At 37.0% G+C, this 17,347-nt stretch carries 13 protein-coding genes; 7 read left to right on the forward strand and 6 right to left on the reverse strand.

Annotated features, from left to right (window positions below):
• Positions 1–41: 41 nt before the first annotated feature.
• The 3 genes from ACPDG9_RS04740 to ACPDG9_RS04750 all read right to left on the reverse strand — a co-directional run bounded on the left by ACPDG9_RS04740 (position 42) and on the right by ACPDG9_RS04750 (position 2,491).
• Positions 42–818 (reverse strand): ABC transporter ATP-binding protein, encoded by a 777-nt coding sequence (locus ACPDG9_RS04740; protein ID WP_430526611.1) that lies wholly within the window; start codon positions 816–818, stop codon positions 42–44.
• Positions 819–822: 4 nt separating this feature from the next.
• Positions 823–1,569, reverse strand: coding sequence for an MlaE family ABC transporter permease (locus tag ACPDG9_RS04745; RefSeq protein ID WP_182647681.1), 747 nt, complete (start codon positions 1,567–1,569; stop codon positions 823–825).
• A gap of 67 nt (positions 1,570–1,636) precedes the next feature.
• Entirely contained in the window at positions 1,637–2,491 is an 855-nt protein-coding gene (locus ACPDG9_RS04750; RefSeq protein WP_430526612.1) for a glycosyltransferase family 2 protein, read from the reverse strand.
• A 136-nt stretch (positions 2,492–2,627) separates the two neighbouring features.
• Here ACPDG9_RS04750 and ACPDG9_RS04755 point away from each other — a divergent pair, with 136 nt between their 5' ends.
• A complete protein-coding gene (locus ACPDG9_RS04755; RefSeq protein ID WP_430526613.1) occupies positions 2,628–4,097 on the forward strand; it encodes a lipopolysaccharide biosynthesis protein in 1,470 nt (489 codons plus the stop codon).
• Here the strand turns inward: ACPDG9_RS04755 and ACPDG9_RS04760 are convergent.
• Entirely contained in the window at positions 4,094–5,005 is a 912-nt protein-coding gene (locus ACPDG9_RS04760; RefSeq protein ID WP_430526614.1) for a DMT family transporter, read from the reverse strand. The two genes, ACPDG9_RS04755 and ACPDG9_RS04760, sit on opposite strands and share 4 nt — an antisense overlap.
• A gap of 108 nt (positions 5,006–5,113) precedes the next feature.
• Positions 5,114–6,310: an MFS transporter gene (locus ACPDG9_RS04765; protein WP_430526615.1), complete on the reverse strand. Its 1,197-nt coding sequence runs from the start codon at positions 6,308–6,310 to the stop codon at positions 5,114–5,116.
• 1,294 nt (positions 6,311–7,604) lie between these two features.
• On the opposite strand from ACPDG9_RS04765, the gene ACPDG9_RS04770 reads away from it, so the two are divergent.
• The 6 genes from ACPDG9_RS04770 to ACPDG9_RS04795 are packed head-to-tail and all read left to right on the forward strand — an operon-like array spanning position 7,605 to position 14,409.
• The gene (locus ACPDG9_RS04770; protein WP_430526616.1) at positions 7,605–8,486 is read left to right on the forward strand and encodes a hypothetical protein; all 882 of its coding nucleotides are present in this window, start codon (positions 7,605–7,607) and stop codon (positions 8,484–8,486) included.
• Entirely contained in the window at positions 8,483–9,763 is a 1,281-nt protein-coding gene (locus tag ACPDG9_RS04775) for a YcaO-like family protein (protein WP_430526617.1), read from the forward strand. The genes ACPDG9_RS04770 and ACPDG9_RS04775 overlap by 4 nt, the downstream gene beginning before the upstream one ends.
• 10 nt (positions 9,764–9,773) lie before the next feature.
• The gene (locus tag ACPDG9_RS04780; RefSeq protein ID WP_430526618.1) at positions 9,774–10,565 is read left to right on the forward strand and encodes a hypothetical protein; all 792 of its coding nucleotides are present in this window, start codon (positions 9,774–9,776) and stop codon (positions 10,563–10,565) included.
• 4 nt (positions 10,566–10,569) lie between these two features.
• A complete protein-coding gene (locus ACPDG9_RS04785; RefSeq protein WP_430526619.1) occupies positions 10,570–11,436 on the forward strand; it encodes a SagB/ThcOx family dehydrogenase in 867 nt (288 codons plus the stop codon).
• Entirely contained in the window at positions 11,433–12,494 is a 1,062-nt protein-coding gene (locus ACPDG9_RS04790; RefSeq protein ID WP_430526620.1) for a hypothetical protein, read from the forward strand. Before ACPDG9_RS04785 ends, ACPDG9_RS04790 begins: the two co-directional genes overlap by 4 nt.
• A gap of 10 nt (positions 12,495–12,504) precedes the next feature.
• Positions 12,505–14,409, forward strand: a complete 1,905-nt coding sequence (locus ACPDG9_RS04795) for a TonB-dependent receptor plug domain-containing protein (RefSeq protein ID WP_430526621.1) — start codon at positions 12,505–12,507, stop codon at positions 14,407–14,409.
• An 83-nt stretch (positions 14,410–14,492) separates the two neighbouring features.
• Here the strand turns inward: ACPDG9_RS04795 and gcvP are convergent, their stop codons facing one another.
• Positions 14,493–17,345 carry an aminomethyl-transferring glycine dehydrogenase gene (gene gcvP, locus ACPDG9_RS04800; protein ID WP_430526622.1) on the reverse strand — a complete coding sequence of 951 codons (2,853 nt, stop codon included), beginning with the start codon at positions 17,343–17,345 and terminating at the stop codon, positions 14,493–14,495.
• Positions 17,346–17,347: the final 2 nt, after the last annotated feature.

The following is a 17,347-nucleotide window of genomic DNA, read 5'->3' on the forward strand; positions in this document are numbered from 1 at the left end:
TACAACAAACAAAAAATCCGAAGCATTTGCTTCGGATTTTCTTATTTTTTAGTAGAACCAATGTGACGCATGGCATCTCGAACCATTTGAAAGAGTTCAGAGGAGTAGACAAAGTCTACGACATCTTCATTGTCTGTTTGTATAATTTCTTTATTTGTTCCTGACCAAGCTAGAACGCCATTTTTTAAGAAAACGATATGTTCACCAATTTCCAAAACAGAGTTCATATCATGGGTGTTAATTACGGTTGTGATATCGTATTCATGTGTGATCTCTTGAATCAGGTTATCGATAACGATTGCTGTTTTGGGATCTAGTCCAGAGTTGGGTTCATCGCAAAATAAATACTTAGGGTTATTTACGATTGCACGTGCAATGGCTACCCTTTTTTGCATTCCTCCTGATATCTCAGAAGGTTTCTTTTTATTGGCATTAATTAATTTTACACGGTCAATTACCTCATTTACGCGGTGCATAATCTCCTTATCGCTTTTGTTGGTGAACATGCGCATAGGAAAGGCAATATTCTCTTCTACTGTCATGGAATCAAAAAGAGCACTACCTTGAAAAACCATTCCGATTTCCGTACGCAGGTCACGACGTTGGTTTTTGTTCATATCTGCGTAATCTCTGCCATCAAAAAGAATCTGTCCATTATCATGTGCGTGAATACCTAAAAGTGTTTTTAAGAATACCGTTTTTCCAGATCCACTTTGTCCAATGATTAAATTGGTTTTTCCCGTTTCGAATGTTGTGGTAATCCCTTTCAAAACCATGGAACCATTAAAAGACTTTTCTATGTTCGTAACTTTAATCATCTTGTTAATTGCTTAAAAGTAGAGAGGTTAATATATAGTTTGTAAGGATAATGGCAACACTGGTCCACACGAAAGCAGTTGTACTTGCTTTTCCAACTTCTAACGCACCACCTTTCATATAGTAACCAAAGAAAGAAGGAATCGTTGCTAAGAGGAAACCGAAAAGGGTTGTTTTTATAAAGGCATACGTAATGTGGAAAGGGATAAAGGTATCTTGTAATCCGACGATAAACTGTTCTGAGGTTACAAAATTTCCCATTACACCACCGAACCATCCACCTAGAATACCCAAAAACATACTGATACCAATCACGAAAGGATACAAAAGAACTGCCACCATTTTAGGGAAAACAAGGTAGTTTAACGAACTAACTCCCATTACTTCAAGGGCGTCAATCTGTTCCGTAACACGCATAGTTCCAATACTAGATGTAATAAAAGAACCCATTTTTCCCGCCATAATGATCGAGATAAACGTTGGCGCAAATTCTAGTATAACCGATTGTCTAGTTGCAAACCCAATAAGGTATTTCGGAATTAAAGGATTGGTTAAGTTTAAGGCTGTTTGAATCGCAACAACACCTCCAACGAAGAAAGACAAGAAACATACAATACCCAAAGAACCAATGATTAAATCATCTATTTCTTTGAATATCAGTTCTTTCATTACTTTCCATTTGGTCATTTTGCTGAAAATTTCTTTTAGCATAATAAAGTATTGACCAATATTTGTTAATCCAGTTTTAATCATAAAAAATAAATATCGGCTAAATTACCAATTACAAATGATTTTTAAGGTTTATAAATTTAAAAAAGTACTAAAACAGTTTAGACTTTATTTTATTCCAGCGGTATTGACGGATAAATTTTCCTTGTTCTTCCTTGACTAGATAAGGTTCTTTTCTTGCCTTTGCTTTAAAATAGCCCTTGATATAATCGATGAATAGTAAAGGTTTATTTTTTTTGGATGCAAGCTTTACACTGGCGATAAGGGTAATCAAAAGGCCATAATGTAAGCGATAAAAAGCTTCCCCTTGCTTGTACCTTGCTGTTTTGTCGTACTGAGCTCCTGTCGGTTTTAGGTGTTTAATTTGCAAATCTAGACGAACGAGGATGTTCCAATTGTAATATCTACAAAGCAATTCGTCTACTGTATCCCATCCCATAGCAGGTTGTAGTCCGCCAATTTGCTCAAAACAGGCTTTTCGATACGCTTTGAAAGCTCCTCGAATATGATCTTTATCGGTAAGGTTTTCCACAACCCATTGCTTGTTTTTTTCTATTAAGGCTACACCGCCTGCCATACCTAATTGAGGATCGCGTTGAAATTCATAGCTGATAGATTCAAAGTAATGAGGAGGTAGAATTAAATCTGCATCCAATTTTACAATATAATCAAAGGATATTTCTTCAGGTAGTTGCGTCAATCCATAATTGAAGGCTTGAATTACTTTACTTCCAGGAAGGTGAATTGCTTGTGATTCTTTGGTACAGAGGTGAAGCCATTCGTATTGTTTGGTAAATGCTTCAACGAGAGAAGCCGTTTGATCAGTAGAACCATCGTTGACAATCATAACCCAAGTCGGAAGTACGGTTTGCGCTGCTAAACTTTGCAAGGTTTGTTCAATATAGTTTGCTTCATTGTAAGCGGGGATAATCGCAATGTACTTCATGGGGTTGAATATTTACACAAGTGAATGGGGAAGAAGGATGACTCTTCTCGATCTTCACACACAAAAATATAAAAAAATGTAGTTAAGCATAGAATAGCCAGTATATTTGTAAGAACGAATCAAGGAAACGCATATCATGGGGAATGGTATTTCAACCAAACAAGCTTTTTTATTTACTTTAATCAATTACATTGGGGTATTGATTGGGGTAGTTTCAACGGTTTTGATTTATCCCCAAGACAAAGAAATGTTGGGGATTATCCGCTTTGTAGATGCCTGTGCTCAAATTATGTATCCTATTATTGCACTGGGAAGCACCCATGCCTTGATTAATTTTTACCCGCAATTGACTGAAAAGTTGCAACAAAAATTGTTTAGTTACAGTTTACTTTCCCTAGCCAAGCTAGCAGTATGGGTGGGAGTGGCCTTAGTTGTGATTCGCTTATTTAATCGCGATTCATCCTTTACGTATGTGTTGTATGCTTTTCCTTTGGCAATTGCTATGGCATATATTGAGTTATTTCGAAGACAAGCAACTAATTTGCAGAAAATATCCTTTCCGACCTTCTTTGAGAAAATTATCCCTAAAATAGCCTTGCCAAGTATATTTCTGCTTGCAATTTACACGTCGATGACCCTAGATCAAGGACTCGTATTTTACATTTTGAGTTATGGTGTAATAACTGTTGTAATAGGAAGTTACATTTATAAATTATACCCCTATAAATTGAGTAAGCATTATGATGACTTATTCGATCAAGTAAAGAAAAAGGATTATTATGCGTATAGTTTATTTGCTTTTGCAGGGAGTTTTGGTTCTTTCTTTGCGTTTCGTGTGGATTCGCTCATGATTCCCTATTTCATTTCTTATGAGGCCAATGGAACCTATACTATTGGAGTTACTTTAGCCTCAACACTTGCTATTCCTGCAACAGGTGTCTTTGCTTTGTATGCACCCGTCATCTCAGATTTGATTAAGAATGTACAGCTTAAAAAACTCAACGAGAAGTATAAAGAAGTTGCTCGGGTGATGTTTTTTATAGGGATGTTACTTTTTTCCTGTGTAGCTGTGGGGATAGAACCGTTATTTAAATTATTGCCAACGTATGAAAAATTAGCCCCTTCTCTTCCTATTATTTATTTGTTGGGAATAAACGGGGTGATTAATATGTCAACGGGATTTAACTCTGAAATTATTTCCTATTCGAAGTACTACCGTTTTAATTTGAGTTCGATTCTCTTTTTAATGGTGTTGAATGTAGGAATGAACTATTGGTTTTTAACCCAAACGACGTATGGTATTTTGGGGGTAGGATTAGCTTCTTTGCTTAGTCTGACGTTGTTTAACTTGGGAAAAGTGATTTACATTTACCTCAAGATGAGATTATGGCCTTTTGACTTGCAATTTGGCAAGTTATTCGGCTGTATGTTATTCATTTTGGGGGTAGGTTTTTGTATTCCCGTTCTAAATGACAGTAATCTTTTAACGCTTTGTGTGCGTGTAGGATTTGTCTTGATTTGCGGTATCCTAGTTGTGTTCAAAACCCCGTGGGTATCTTTAATACAACAGCGTTTTTTAACGTTTATCAAGCGCTATTGGCATTAATTTTCCGGAATTTCTTTTTTCTTAATTTTCGTCAATAATAAGATGGTAAAAATAATACAGCTACTTCCCAACCAATCTAAAAATTCAAATTGAACGCCGAAGTAAAAAACGGCAATTAGCGTTGCAGATAAGGGTTCTGCACAAGCGAGTAAACTCGCACGTTGAGGACCGATTGTATTGATGGCATCTAAGAAGATATAGAAGGAGATTAAGGTTCCGAAGAGGATGATAAAAGCCACTGCCCAAAAGGTTTCCATGTCCCATATTCCAGGGAAATTGACAGGAGGATAAACAATAGCCATTCCCACTCCCGCAATAAGCATGCTCCAACCAATAATAACAATAGGGCTGTATTCTTTCAATAAATGGACGGGTAAAATAGTATAGGCTGCTAAAGCTATAGCAGAGATTATTCCCCATACAAGAGCCGTGGGTGTGATTGTTAGACTTTTGATGTCACCATGGGTAACGAGTAAGAAGGTTCCCAACATCGCTAGTCCAATGGCTAAAATTTCAATCGGTTTAGGCCATTTTTTTAAGCGTAGCGCTAAGTAAATTGCAATAAAAACAGGACCGATATACTGTAGAACCGTTGCTGTTGCCGCGTTGGAGTGAAAAATAGTAATGAAATAGGAATACTGTACTAGTAGCATCCCTAGAAAACTAAAAACAACCAATTGTGAGGCGTATTTTTTGTTTTTCCATAGTTGCCAAACGTCTTTATCTCCTTTCACGATTCCAAGTGACAGCATGATACTACCAGAAATTAAAAGGCGAACCGTTACGAGCCATTCGGCATTGAAATTTTTCTCGTTGAACAAGAATTGAGCAAATGCTCCTGAAACACCCCAAAGTGCGGCAGCAAAGATTGCTGCTGAGAAACCTAGAAACTTATTGTTTAGTCCCATAATAGGCAATACAGATGATTAAAATAACAAAACCGCTTAGCTCTGATAAAAGCTAAGCGGCGGCAAAGGTACGTATTTCCACGTAAAATGAGCTTTTTTTTCGTTTGACTACGGTGTTTTTTTATTGAATTGAACTACATAGAGAATCAATAACAACAAACAAAAGATGAGTACCGTATAGCGAATACTTAATTGAAATTGCGTATTGATGGCACCAGATGAGGAAATCACAAAACTTGTAAAAGATGTAATGATATAGGTTAACCCACCCATTAATCCACCTGCTGTACCTGAATTATTGGGAAAATACAACATGGTGGTGGTAAAGAAGTTGTTAAACAGCGTACCTGAACAGATGTGAATTAAAAATAAACCAAACATTAAAAGGTATAAATTTTCAATATAGTAACTCGCACAGACCAAAACAAAGGCTAAGGCGAGTTGTGTATATATGGGTTGAGTGATACGGGGTTTAAAGGCAAGATGCATTCTTCTTTTTCCAATTAATCCACCAAGCATCCAAGAAAAGCCCAACAAAAGCGTACAAGAACCAATGACAATTGAGTTTTGATTGAAGGTATTTTCGATGAGGAATGGACCTGCGATGTTGAAAATCATCACAATTGAATAACTCATTCCCAAAATAAAAATGCCCAGGATGAAGTTTTTGTTGCTCAGCATCGTTTGGTAGACTTGTAGGGTTTGATTTAGATTGAATTTCTTCTTCTCTGCCAGGCTCTCTCCACTGATCAGTAAATCAAGAACAAAGAGCAATAGCGCGTAGAAGGAGAGAAAATAAAAATTCGCCTGCCAAGAAAACAAGTCGTCGAGATATCCACCTAAGAAAGGGGCTAATATGGGACCACAGGACCAAACCACAGTAAAGTAACTCAAGTAGTGTATGCGTTGCTTTTCTTCGTAAATATCCATGAATATCGCTCGGGTTGCAACAACTAAAACCGAAATGGCGATTCCTTGTATAATGCGCAGTAAACAGATAAAAAAAATATCACTAGTAAAGGCAATCAGTGTACTAGATAATGCGATAAAGAGCAAGGCAATTAAACGCGGTTTATACCGACCGATGCTATCGAGTACACTTCCTATAAAAAGTTGAGAAATTCCATAGCTCAATAAATAGCAGGTCAAGGTAAGTTGGACTTCTTTTTCGGTAACCGCTAGGTCATTAGCCATGGAGGGAAAAGAAGGTAAATAAATATCCGTTACAAATCCAGAAAGGGGAATTGAACTAAAGGCTAGTATTGTGGCTAGCTTTTTTCTTTGGTTTGTAGCTTCTCTAAGCATAGGGTGAATTGTTGTTTTACTGGCTACAAATGTAAAATAAGCGACTGTACTATACCTTAAAAAAATTGACCAATTGCCCTTGGTCCTTATCACAGCCGCTGACCACGCACAAAAATGAGAATATAACCATTTTTAAAAACTTTTTTTATACGTTGTGTGTATTTTAATTAAAAACATCAAAACATAATTTTTTATAGGTAATTCTGTTTTAATGTTTGTTTTTTGAGTTATTTTATGGGTTTTGATTGTGTATATTGCGTTTAATTAGGTTAAAATTCAAACGCATTTTTGGTTTTTAGAAGTAAGGTATGTAAAAGTGGAATGTTTTTTGCAGCTGTATAAAATCAACATAAATAATGTTTTTTACGTTCACAACTTAGGAAGGGAAGACCTTAAGGGGGTGGAAAGAAGTTATTTCAGGTAAAGGGGAAATTAATTTCAATTTTTTTTTAAAATGGATAAGTTTGTTAAAGGTTTAGTGTTGTTAATTACAATTGTACTTGTATTAAACCTATTTGATTTTTTTGGGTATATCCACGTGGATTTGATTTGTTATGCACTTTTGGTTTTAAGTGGAATTTATTTTTTGATTCGAAGATATCGAATTCAATAATAATGTAATCCAAATCAAGCAATTCACAAAAAGATATATACTAATCAATTAGTTTGATGTTTTTTCATTAAAATATCAAATTGTTTTTGCGTGCGATAGCACGGCGTAAGATTTTTTATTTATTTTTACTATGTCGCTGAGTTAAAAAATAGGGATTACTCTACTTTAACCTGTACAATCAGCGGAGATTTAGATCGAAAGATCGTGTTTTAATTTACAGTAAACACAGTAAGTGTGATTGACGTAGTAGTTTCAACTAAGTGCTCCGTTCATTCAGTTCTCCCTCTACTTACATCTGTTTATTGTTTCAACTATTTTTTAAGAGTAAAGATCCTCTTCTTTTTGTATTTCAATAGGAGATACAACGGAGTGATTTGTCTGTTGATAAAGGCCATTCGCGAAGGTGTTTTTATATTTTCTCGATCGAGAAGTAGACCAAAATAGCCGAGTAAAGTCTCAAAACTTAGCTTGATTTAACCAATTTAATTTATTGAAAAAATGAAAGAATTACAACTCACACTGGAAACAATTGAAACCAAAGAAATTTCGTCTATGTCAGTTCCGATGTCAAACGAAATGGATGTTTACGCCTGCTGTAGCTGTTGCTGCTGCTGTTAGTATTAACGCCAGTAATGCCATTTGATTCGAATCGGGATTACTGGCTTTTTATCCCCTTAACCCATGATGAAAAAAGAAAAATGGAAAATAATACAAACGGATAGTGAGGAGTATTTTTTGCTATCTGATTCCACTACGATAAAAAAAATTAAAGGAAAATCTGCTCCAGCCATGATTGCCGTTTTAGCCTCTATTCAAGAGGAAAAACCAATGGACACTCTCGTGTTGGATTGCTGTCCTTCTTTTCTTCAAAAGGAAAAACGAGAGGATCTTGTCTCTTGGTTAGTGGAGAATAAATTTATTCATCTCGAAAGTGTCACGCCAGCACCGTTGTATGTTGATCTCATCGGAGAATTTGGCAAGGAGCAGCAGTTGTTGGACACTTTTATTAAAGGACTACCTGAGCAGATTCAAATCAATCGCATCTACAATTTATCTGATGGGGTAAATCTTGAATCTGTGGAAGAAAGTGAATCAGTAGCACTGACGTTGTTAGTAGGACCTTTTTTTTACAATGCTCAAACTGTAGAGCAGATCAGCCTATTTCAGCAAACAAGAACTTCAGATTTTTTGTTTGTCGAGTTTTATGAAAATGGTTTATTACTCGGTCCTTTAATGAATAGTTCGAAAGATACGGTTTGTTTAGCTTGTGTAGAAACGCGAAAGATCTTCAATTTATCGAATCCCGATCTATTGATTAATCACTTGTGGACCAAAGAAAGATTGGAAGAACATCCGATATCTGTATTTACTATAGGATCATTTCCTGTTTATACTTCTTTTATTTACAATGAACTCCAACGAATCTTGTTGCGAAATAACAAAGTTCTGTATGACAAGGCTTTTTTTATCGATTTTAATCAGTACAAAAATCAGTCGTTTCGCGTGCTAAAATCGCCTTCTTGTGGGATTTGCAATATGTTATCTTTATACAATCCCTTATGACAAGTACATTATATGGAGAGTTGGGGTTTTTAAATAAACCCCAACTAACGGTGCCTCGAAATTTGTATATGCCTGCTTTTTTACATGAAGTGGTGTGTTTTTCGGATCATTTATTTGTTGTAAACAATCAAAGGGCAACTATTTTAGGTGGAGGAATATCTTCCAACAAAGAACAAGCAAGTATTGCTGCATTAGGGGAGTACTTGGAGCGGTATGCTTCTAGTTTTCAGCTTTCAAACGCGTTAATAGCAGGAAGTTATTCGCAACTGAAGCACACCTATACTTGTTTCAATCCTCAGGATATTGCTTATTTTTCAGAGGATCAATATCGACAGCCATCGTTTAAGCTAAAGCGCTTAACGGCAGCTTGTCAAACGCATTGGATCCGAAGTGTAAATTACATAACCCAAGAAGAAATTCTCTTGCCTTTTTTTATGGTTAACGTTGAAAATATTGTTGGAGACGGAATGTACCATAAGAATACGTCTACGGGAACTGCTTGTCATACGGTTGTTGAAACCGCTATTCAAGGGGGGCTGTTGGAGTGTATTGAACGAGATGCCTTTGCGAAGTTTTGGTATACTCAACGCTCCAAGAAATACACCAAATATGCTCAATCGTTTCTCTTAGATCGGTTTAAATCGGATGAGGTAATTCGCAATTTATTCGACAATAATCGGGTGAAAATTATCGCGTATGACCTCTGTCAAGAGGCACTTTGTCCCACTTTTGTTGTTTTTATCCTATTCAAGAAAAACGGTAAGATTTACCAAAGTGTTGGTGCGGCTTCTCGATTAGAAAAAAAGGAAGCGCTGATCAAGGCAACGATTGAAGCTTATCAAGGAATTGCGTATACGGAGTTTACGAGTAATCAATTTAAAAATGTACTGCTAAGAGAAAAAATAGGGGCTTTTAATTTTACAGCAATTGATTCGTTTAAAAAGCACTACGCTTTATACAATCTTTATCCAGAGTTGATGCACTATAGTCCCCTGCTAACAGATGTTATGGGGGATCGCGATTATACGACGATCTGGGAGGAAGTATATCCACATCATTTGAGCAATTTGTCTCCTTGTGAATTACTGAAAAAGGGAATTAATGAAGTGTATATTTCCCATTTGAGTACTGTTGACACGAAACAATTAGGGTTTGAAATCATTAAGGTGGTTACGCCTCAACTGCATCTGTTAACGGGTGATTTTAATTATCCTTATCTCGGATTGTTTGATTCGAAAGCGGATTTGTTTACTGAATTTCCACATCCATTTCCTTAATTATAAAACTATGAAATCATTGAATTATAAATTCCCGCCTTTTTTGTTGGCAGGGATGTTACTCCTTGCTGTACTTTGGAGTGTATCTAGTAGCGGCAGTGTCCCAAGAGGTACTGTGGATGGCTCTGAACAGGAATGCTTTGTCTTGTCTTGTGATACGAGTAGTGAAGCAAAAGAACGATCTGTTTATCAAGAGCGAATGGATAAGGTTGTAAACCAGTTACTCCAACATCGCGATATTCAGGGACTAAACCAAGCGATAAAAAAAGTTGACGTAGAACTTCAAGGGTTTTATAAAGCGTATTGGAAAAGTTATTTATACTACTATGAAGCGGTTTATTACAAGACGATAGAGAAAAAGGAGAAAAAAGCAGAAGAGGCAATCTTGATGGCTTTGCATATTCTAGAAGAAAAGTCGTACGAAAACTCTGAGTATTACGCTTTGTTGGCGGCTTGTACTTCTTTTTCTATGCCGTATGTCAATATCATTAAACTGAGTAAGGTTTCTTCCAATGTTCTTGCTTATGCACAGAAGGCACTAGCCTTGAATAAGGCAAATCTACGTGCCTACGAAGTTTTAGCTTCTCATAATTTTCATACGCCTAAAATGTTCGGTGGAATGGAAAAGGTAGAGGAATACGCGTTAAAAGGTTTAGCCTGTCCTGATGCGTTAGACGCAACAGCTTATACTCCGTCTTGGGGGCGTGTTGAGCTGTATTCTCTTTTAATACAGTATTATAAATTAGAGGGGCGGACATCAGATCTTGAACAAATACAGCGAAAATACGCTACTCAATCTTAGCCTTATGACACAAGAAGATATTTTGAATTTGTTGGCAGAACATCAGTTGAGTGAGCCAACTTTGGCTTTTCTTGATCAAATTAAGTTCAAGCGATACGACAGAGAGTCTAGAGAAAAATTTACTCTAATTAGCTATGTCAACAATAATCCAAACCTGCAAAAAAGGATTTATGAGGCTTGCTATGACGTTGGCTTTTGTCCTACTTTTTCTCTCCCTTCAGAACGTAATCCGTCTGCTGCTTTTTGGGCGTTAAATCAACTTAATAAGAAGAGAAAAAGCAGTCGAACGTTTGCAATAGAGCCTTTGACTCTACAGGATATTAGCGGTTTTTTGCAACTTTTTTATACGCTTACGGGCTGTGAAATAGTTGATTTTAAAGGAACTGAAATAACTAAATATACAAGGAATATTGCATCGGGAGGGGCTTTATATGCAACAGAAATATACGTGATCAATCACCGAATAAAAGAGTTGCCTTTGGGGGCTTATCGCTATAATGTTGTTGACTTTACCTTGGAACTAGTAAAACCTTTGGATACCAAAGAATCCATGAATGCGTTTTATGAAACAATCATGAAAACTCCAACGGCGGTAATTGATTTTGAACAGACGTCTGCTTTTGTTGTGTTCTCGTCTATTTTGAATAAACACTCTTTCAAGTATAAAGATTTTGGGGTTGTGCTTTCGCTTGTCGAAATTGGAGAATTTGTTCATGCAGCTTACTTAGCTGGTGCGGCTTTAGAGATCGGTTGTTGTGTGTTTGGCGGAATTTTAAGCAATCAACTCAACGAGTTGCTTGAATTGAAGAGTAAGTTGCATCAACCTTTTTTGTGTATGGCAATTGGCAACTTAAAAAAAGAGGAAGAATGAAACTCAATGATATTGTGTACATGGAGGAAAATGAGGACTATTTAGTACTCCAACTCAGAGATGTAACATCTTTGATCAAGTTGTCTAAAATAGAATTTGAGATTATTTCTCGATATAGTTCTTCTTTGAATAAGCTAGAGGTTATTCAGTTCTTTGCTGATCGAATTCTCATAACCGAACCTCAATTAGATGCTTTAGTCGATTTGGCACAACAGCTGAAACTTTTAGTTGATCCAGCTACTTTATCGTCTACACCCTTAGTACAGCTAAAGGGAAAACGCAAAAAAGCAATATGGGAAGTTTTAACATTGGATTTTACGCATCGTCGTCTAGAGCGATTTGGAGAGCAAAAGAAGGTGCAAGATATTGTTCTTGTTACGTTTATGTGTTTGGCAACGGTGATCTTATTCTTTTTGGTTGCACGTCCTTTTTCCTTTAGTGAGCATTATAAACGCACCTTGTATTTAGTACCTTATTCGTTTAGTAGCCTTCTTGTTTTTATTTATTTAGGTGCTTTTTTAAGTATGGTGATTCACGAACTCGGGCATTACTTTTTTTATAAGCGGTATCAGGGAAAAGGTTCTGTTTTTGGTGTTGGACTTTTGTTGTTTGTTATTCCTGTGTTTTATAATAAACTAGTTATCCAACAGGTAAAAGTCAGAAAACATCGCCTGTTGATTTATGCGGGGGGATTTATTTTTGATATGCTTGTTGTACTTGTTGTTTTGGGGAGTGTAAGGTGTCTAAAGGATCATCTACCCGTTTTGGTGTTTATTGGTTATTCGATGTTGATTTCGATATTCATTCGTTCTTTGTTTAATTTGAATGTTTTTTTACCGCAAACGGATGGGTATTATGTGTTGAGTGATTGGCTGAATCAAGAGCAATTGTTTCGTGTTTCGTCTCTTGCTTTTTGTAAACTTTTTAAGGGGAATATTACGTTAAAACAGCTGCTGTATAGCGGTTTTTTCTTGCTGAGTTGTGCGTCAATTGCTGGAGCGTGGTTTTGTTTTGCTACGCCGTTACTGTTGTTTTTTTACTATGTTTTCTCGTTGTAAAAGAGGGGTGATGATCGTGATATTGAATGTGTTTTTTTTGTCTTCGTACGCACAAGAAGGTGGAACAGATTCTTTGTCCCAAGCTTTGGGAGAAATTGTCATTGTCAATACCAATCCCATTGCCGAAAAATACGCCAGTATTCAGCTCAAAAAAATGGAGGTGTACTTTAATCCTGCTTCTAGTGGGGATCCATTAAAGGCAATAGCGCTTTTACCCCTTTCAACCAATACGAGTGAAAGTGCAGCTCCTATGTTGAGAGGAGGACGAGCAGATCAATCGCTAGTCTATCTCAATGGGGCTCCTATATACAACCCCACACGCCATGCACAAGAAGATGGAGTAGGGAGTTTTTCACTGTTTAATACTGAAATGATTGATCGTCAAGATGTCTATGCAAGTAATCCACCGTTGACGTATGGAAATTCAAGCGCAGGGATTGTTTCCATTGAAAGTACGAAGTCAATGGATCGCGATTCTTATCAAGCTGTTGCAGCGCTATCTACCTTAGGGCTGCAACTCAATAAAAAAATAGGAAAAACAGATTTTGTTCAGTTTTATGCGAACACACAGTTTTCAGATGTTCTCAAAGCGATAAACAAGCGAAGTTTGGAAGACTTAAACTCTTTTCAGTCGAAGGATGGAGGGTTGAATTTGAGGATTAAATTCGCTCCAAGACTTGTGTTGAACAGCTATAGTTATGCCATAGAGGAGTACTATGATTCCAAAAGTTATAATTTGGTGTATCGCGCGGATGCACAAGCAAATCAAAGGCGTTTTTTTACGGTCAATACCTTGGCGTATACTAGCGCAAAATCCCTGTTTAAACTGGTGAGTTTGGGCGATTGGAGTACGAATACGTATCAGTTTAAAACGATTGATTCTCACGTGAAAAACAAGCAATTTTACTTGGAGATCTCTCATAAATACCACCTTATGTATAACTGGAATCTTCAGTATGGAGGATCGCTTGCAACGAACCACTATGCGTATAAAGAGATAAAACCGCTTTATTATTATGCGATGGAGAAGGAGCATCCAACAGTTGCTCAACGTGAAGATAAGCAGCTTGAGACAGCGTCTTTGTATCTGTATACGGATTACAAATTTAGCAATCGACTGGGGGTATCCTTGGGAATTCGAAAAAATACGGGGATTAAAGAGAAGCAATTTGATTTTTGGAGTCATCAAGTTTCTGCTTTTTACAAAGTCAATGCCAATCATCGATTTATTGTTGGATTAGGAACGTATCACAGCTATACTCCGCCCAATTATTACAATCATCAAATAGAGGTAATGCGCAGTAAGCAGTTGGCTGTCGATTATTACTATGAAAGGGGAAATACCGCCATAACGGGAGCTGTGTATTGGAAAAAAGATCAAGGAAAAGAACAGCTCTCTGCGCTAGAGCAAGTCTCTAATCAAGAAATTTTGGGTTTTGAATGGTCGTATACGCAACTGTTTAATCGCTTTTTTTCGTTGGCGCTATCCAATTCAGTTTTGAGACGTGAACAAGAGATTAACCAAGAGCATTATACCCATTGGGCATTATTTAGCAAAGCACAATTGACTTATTCGAATCCGAAATACCTAACAGCTTCTGTCGTTTGTAATAGTCACCCAGGTGATCCGTTTATTCCCCTTGGTGCGGCTTCATATGAACCTCATTTAAACGTATTTATACCTCAAGTGGAATCTTCTAAAAAAGAATACATGAACTCGTATTTCCGGATAGATTTAACTGTAAATCGATTGTTTCCTATAGGCACTCATTACTTGATCGCTTACTGTTCGATTGTAAATCTTTTGGATCGAAAGAATCAAAGAAAACCATACTATGCTTCAGATTACACGCGTTTCTATTATCAAGATTTTCAACGAAGAGTACTTTATTTAGGGATACAGTTTAAATTTTAAATTTACTTGTGGGGTATGACGTTTGGTAATCAAAAAAAAACGCCATCTGTTTTGATGGCGTTTTGTTATGATATTACAATGAATTAGTTTTCAAGGTATGCTTCGATTGGTGCACAAGAACAAACTAAGTTTCGGTCTCCATATGCGTCATCAATACGACGTACAGTAGGCCAGAATTTGTTTTCAGCAACGTACTCTAATGGATAAGCTGCTTTTTGTCTTGAGTAAGGAAGATCCCAATTATCAGCCGTTAATAATGCTAGCGTATGCGGAGCATTTTTCAACTCGTTTACTGGGTTCTCAATTGTTGCATTTTCGATTTCTTGACGAATAGAGATCATCGCATCACAGAAACGATCGATTTCTGCTAAGCTTTCACTTTCTGTAGGTTCGATCATTAACGTACCTGCTACAGGGAAAGAAACCGTTGGTGCGTGGAAACCGTAATCGATTAAACGCTTAGCGATATCAGTTACTTCAATTCCTTTTTCTTTGAATTCGCGAACGTCAACAATCATTTCGTGTGCAGCGCGTCCTTTTTCACCTGTATATAGAATAGCGTAGTGCTCTTCTAATCTAGATTTCATATAGTTGGCATTCAAGATCGCTGTTTGCGTTACTTTTTTCAATCCTTCCGTTCCCAACATAGAGATGTAACCGTAAGAGATTAAACATACTAAAGCAGATCCATAAGGCGCAGAAGAAATAGAAGTAATTGCATTTTTACCACCAACAGCCACTAAAGGGTTAGAAGGTAAGAATTCAACTAAATGTTCAGCCACACAGATTGGTCCAACTCCAGGTCCACCTCCTCCGTGAGGAATAGCGAATGTTTTGTGTAAGTTTAAGTGACAAACGTCAGCCCCAATAGAAGCTGGGTTTGTAAATCCAACTTGTGCATTCATATTCGCACCATCCATATATACTTGTCCGCCATTATCGTGGATAATTTGCGTAATTTCCATGATTGCTGACTCATACACTCCGTGAGTTGAAGGGTAAGTAACCATTAAACAAGAAAGGTTGTCTTTGTGTAACTCCGCTTTTGCTTTTAAGTCAGCCACATCGATATTTCCTTCTGGTGTTGTTTTCGTAACTACAACGTTCATTCCAGCCATTGCTGCAGAAGCAGGGTTTGTTCCGTGAGCAGAAGCAGGAATTAAAGCGATATTTCTTTGGAAATCCCCCCTTGAGTGGTGGTAAGCGCGAATTGCCATTAATCCAGCATATTCTCCTTGTGCACCTGAATTTGGCTGTAAAGTTGTTCCAGCAAATCCTGTGATAATATTCAATTTATGCTCTAAGTCTTTCAACATTTCAATATAACCTTGTGCTTGATCTAGTGGAGCAAAAGGGTGGATGTTGTTCCATTGACCATTGCTTAAAGGCAACATTTCAGCAGCAGCATTTAACTTCATGGTACATGAACCCAATGAAATCATCGATTGGTTTAATGCTAAATCTTTGCGTTCTAAACGCTTGATGTAACGCATTAACTCTGTTTCAGAGTGGTAGCTATTAAATACGTCATGCTCTAAGAATTTAGACGTACGTTTTAATTTAGCTGGGTAGTTGATTGCTTCTTCATTTAAAGCTGTGATGGTAAAGGCTTCTTTACCTACTGCTTGAGCGAAAATAGCGATGATTGTATTGATATCGTTTACGTTTACCGTCTCGTTTAAAGAGATTGAAATCGTAGTAGCATCAATGTAGTAGAAGTTTACTTGGTTCGCTTCAGCAATCGGTCTAACTTTTGCTGCATCTGCTTTTACAACGATAGTATCAAAATAAGCCGTATTGGTTTGTTCGATACCTAATTTAGCTAAGTTTTCTGCTACAGTGTTTGCTTTTGCATGTACTTGGTTAGCGATAAAACGAAGACCGTTTGGACCGTGATAAACAGCGTAGAAACTCGCCATAACAGCTAATAATACTTGAGCTGTACAAATATTTGACGTTGCTTTTTCGCGTTTAATATGTTGTTCACGTGTTTGTAAAGCCATACGCAAAGCTCTGTTTCCATCCGCATCTTTAGAAACACCAATGATACGACCTGGCATACTGCGTTTGTACTCTTCTTTTGTAGCGAAGAAACCAGCGTGAGGTCCTCCAAATCCCAATGGAATACCGAAGCGTTGTGTTGTTCCAACTACAACGTCAGCTCCTAGTTCACCTGGAGAAGTTAAGGTCACTAAAGACAAGATATCTGCTGCAACAGCTACTTTGATATCTTTTGTTTTAGCTGTATTAATGAAGTCAGCATAATCATATACTTGACCATATTTACCTGGGTATTGTAAGATTGCACCAAAGAAGTCTTCTGAAAAGTCAAAGGCTTGGTGATCTCCTACTACTAATTCAATTTCGAAAGGAATTGAACGCGTTTGTAATACAGAAAGAGTTTGAGGTAAAATTTCTTCAGAAACGAAGAATTTCAATGCTTTATTTTTCTTTTGATCTCTCGTACGTACATCGTATAGTAACATCATCGCCTCAGCTGCTGCCGTACCTTCATCTAATAAAGAAGCATTTGCGATTTCCATTCCTGCCAATTCAATTACGGTAGTCTGGAAATTTAATAGCGCTTCTAAACGACCTTGTGCAATTTCAGCTTGGTAAGGTGTATAAGCCGTGTACCAACCAGCGTTTTCAAATACGTTGCGAATAATAGGAGCAGGGCTAACAGATTCGTTGTATCCTAATCCAATATAAGAACGAAAGATTTTGTTTTTGTTCCCTAAATTTTGAATATAAGATAAATACTCATATTCTGTCATTGCTGGAGCAAGAGCTAAATCTTGTTTTAAGCGAATTGAAGTTGGAAAAGTTTCATCGATTAATTGTTCAATGTTATCAACTTTCACAGTTTTAAACATTTGTGCCATGTCCTCAGCACGAGGGCCAATGTGTCTTAAAGCAAATGCATTTGTTTTCATTT

It is taken from the genome of Myroides sp. C6-3 (assembly GCF_050522425.1).
Taxonomy (GTDB): domain Bacteria; phylum Bacteroidota; class Bacteroidia; order Flavobacteriales; family Flavobacteriaceae; genus Flavobacterium.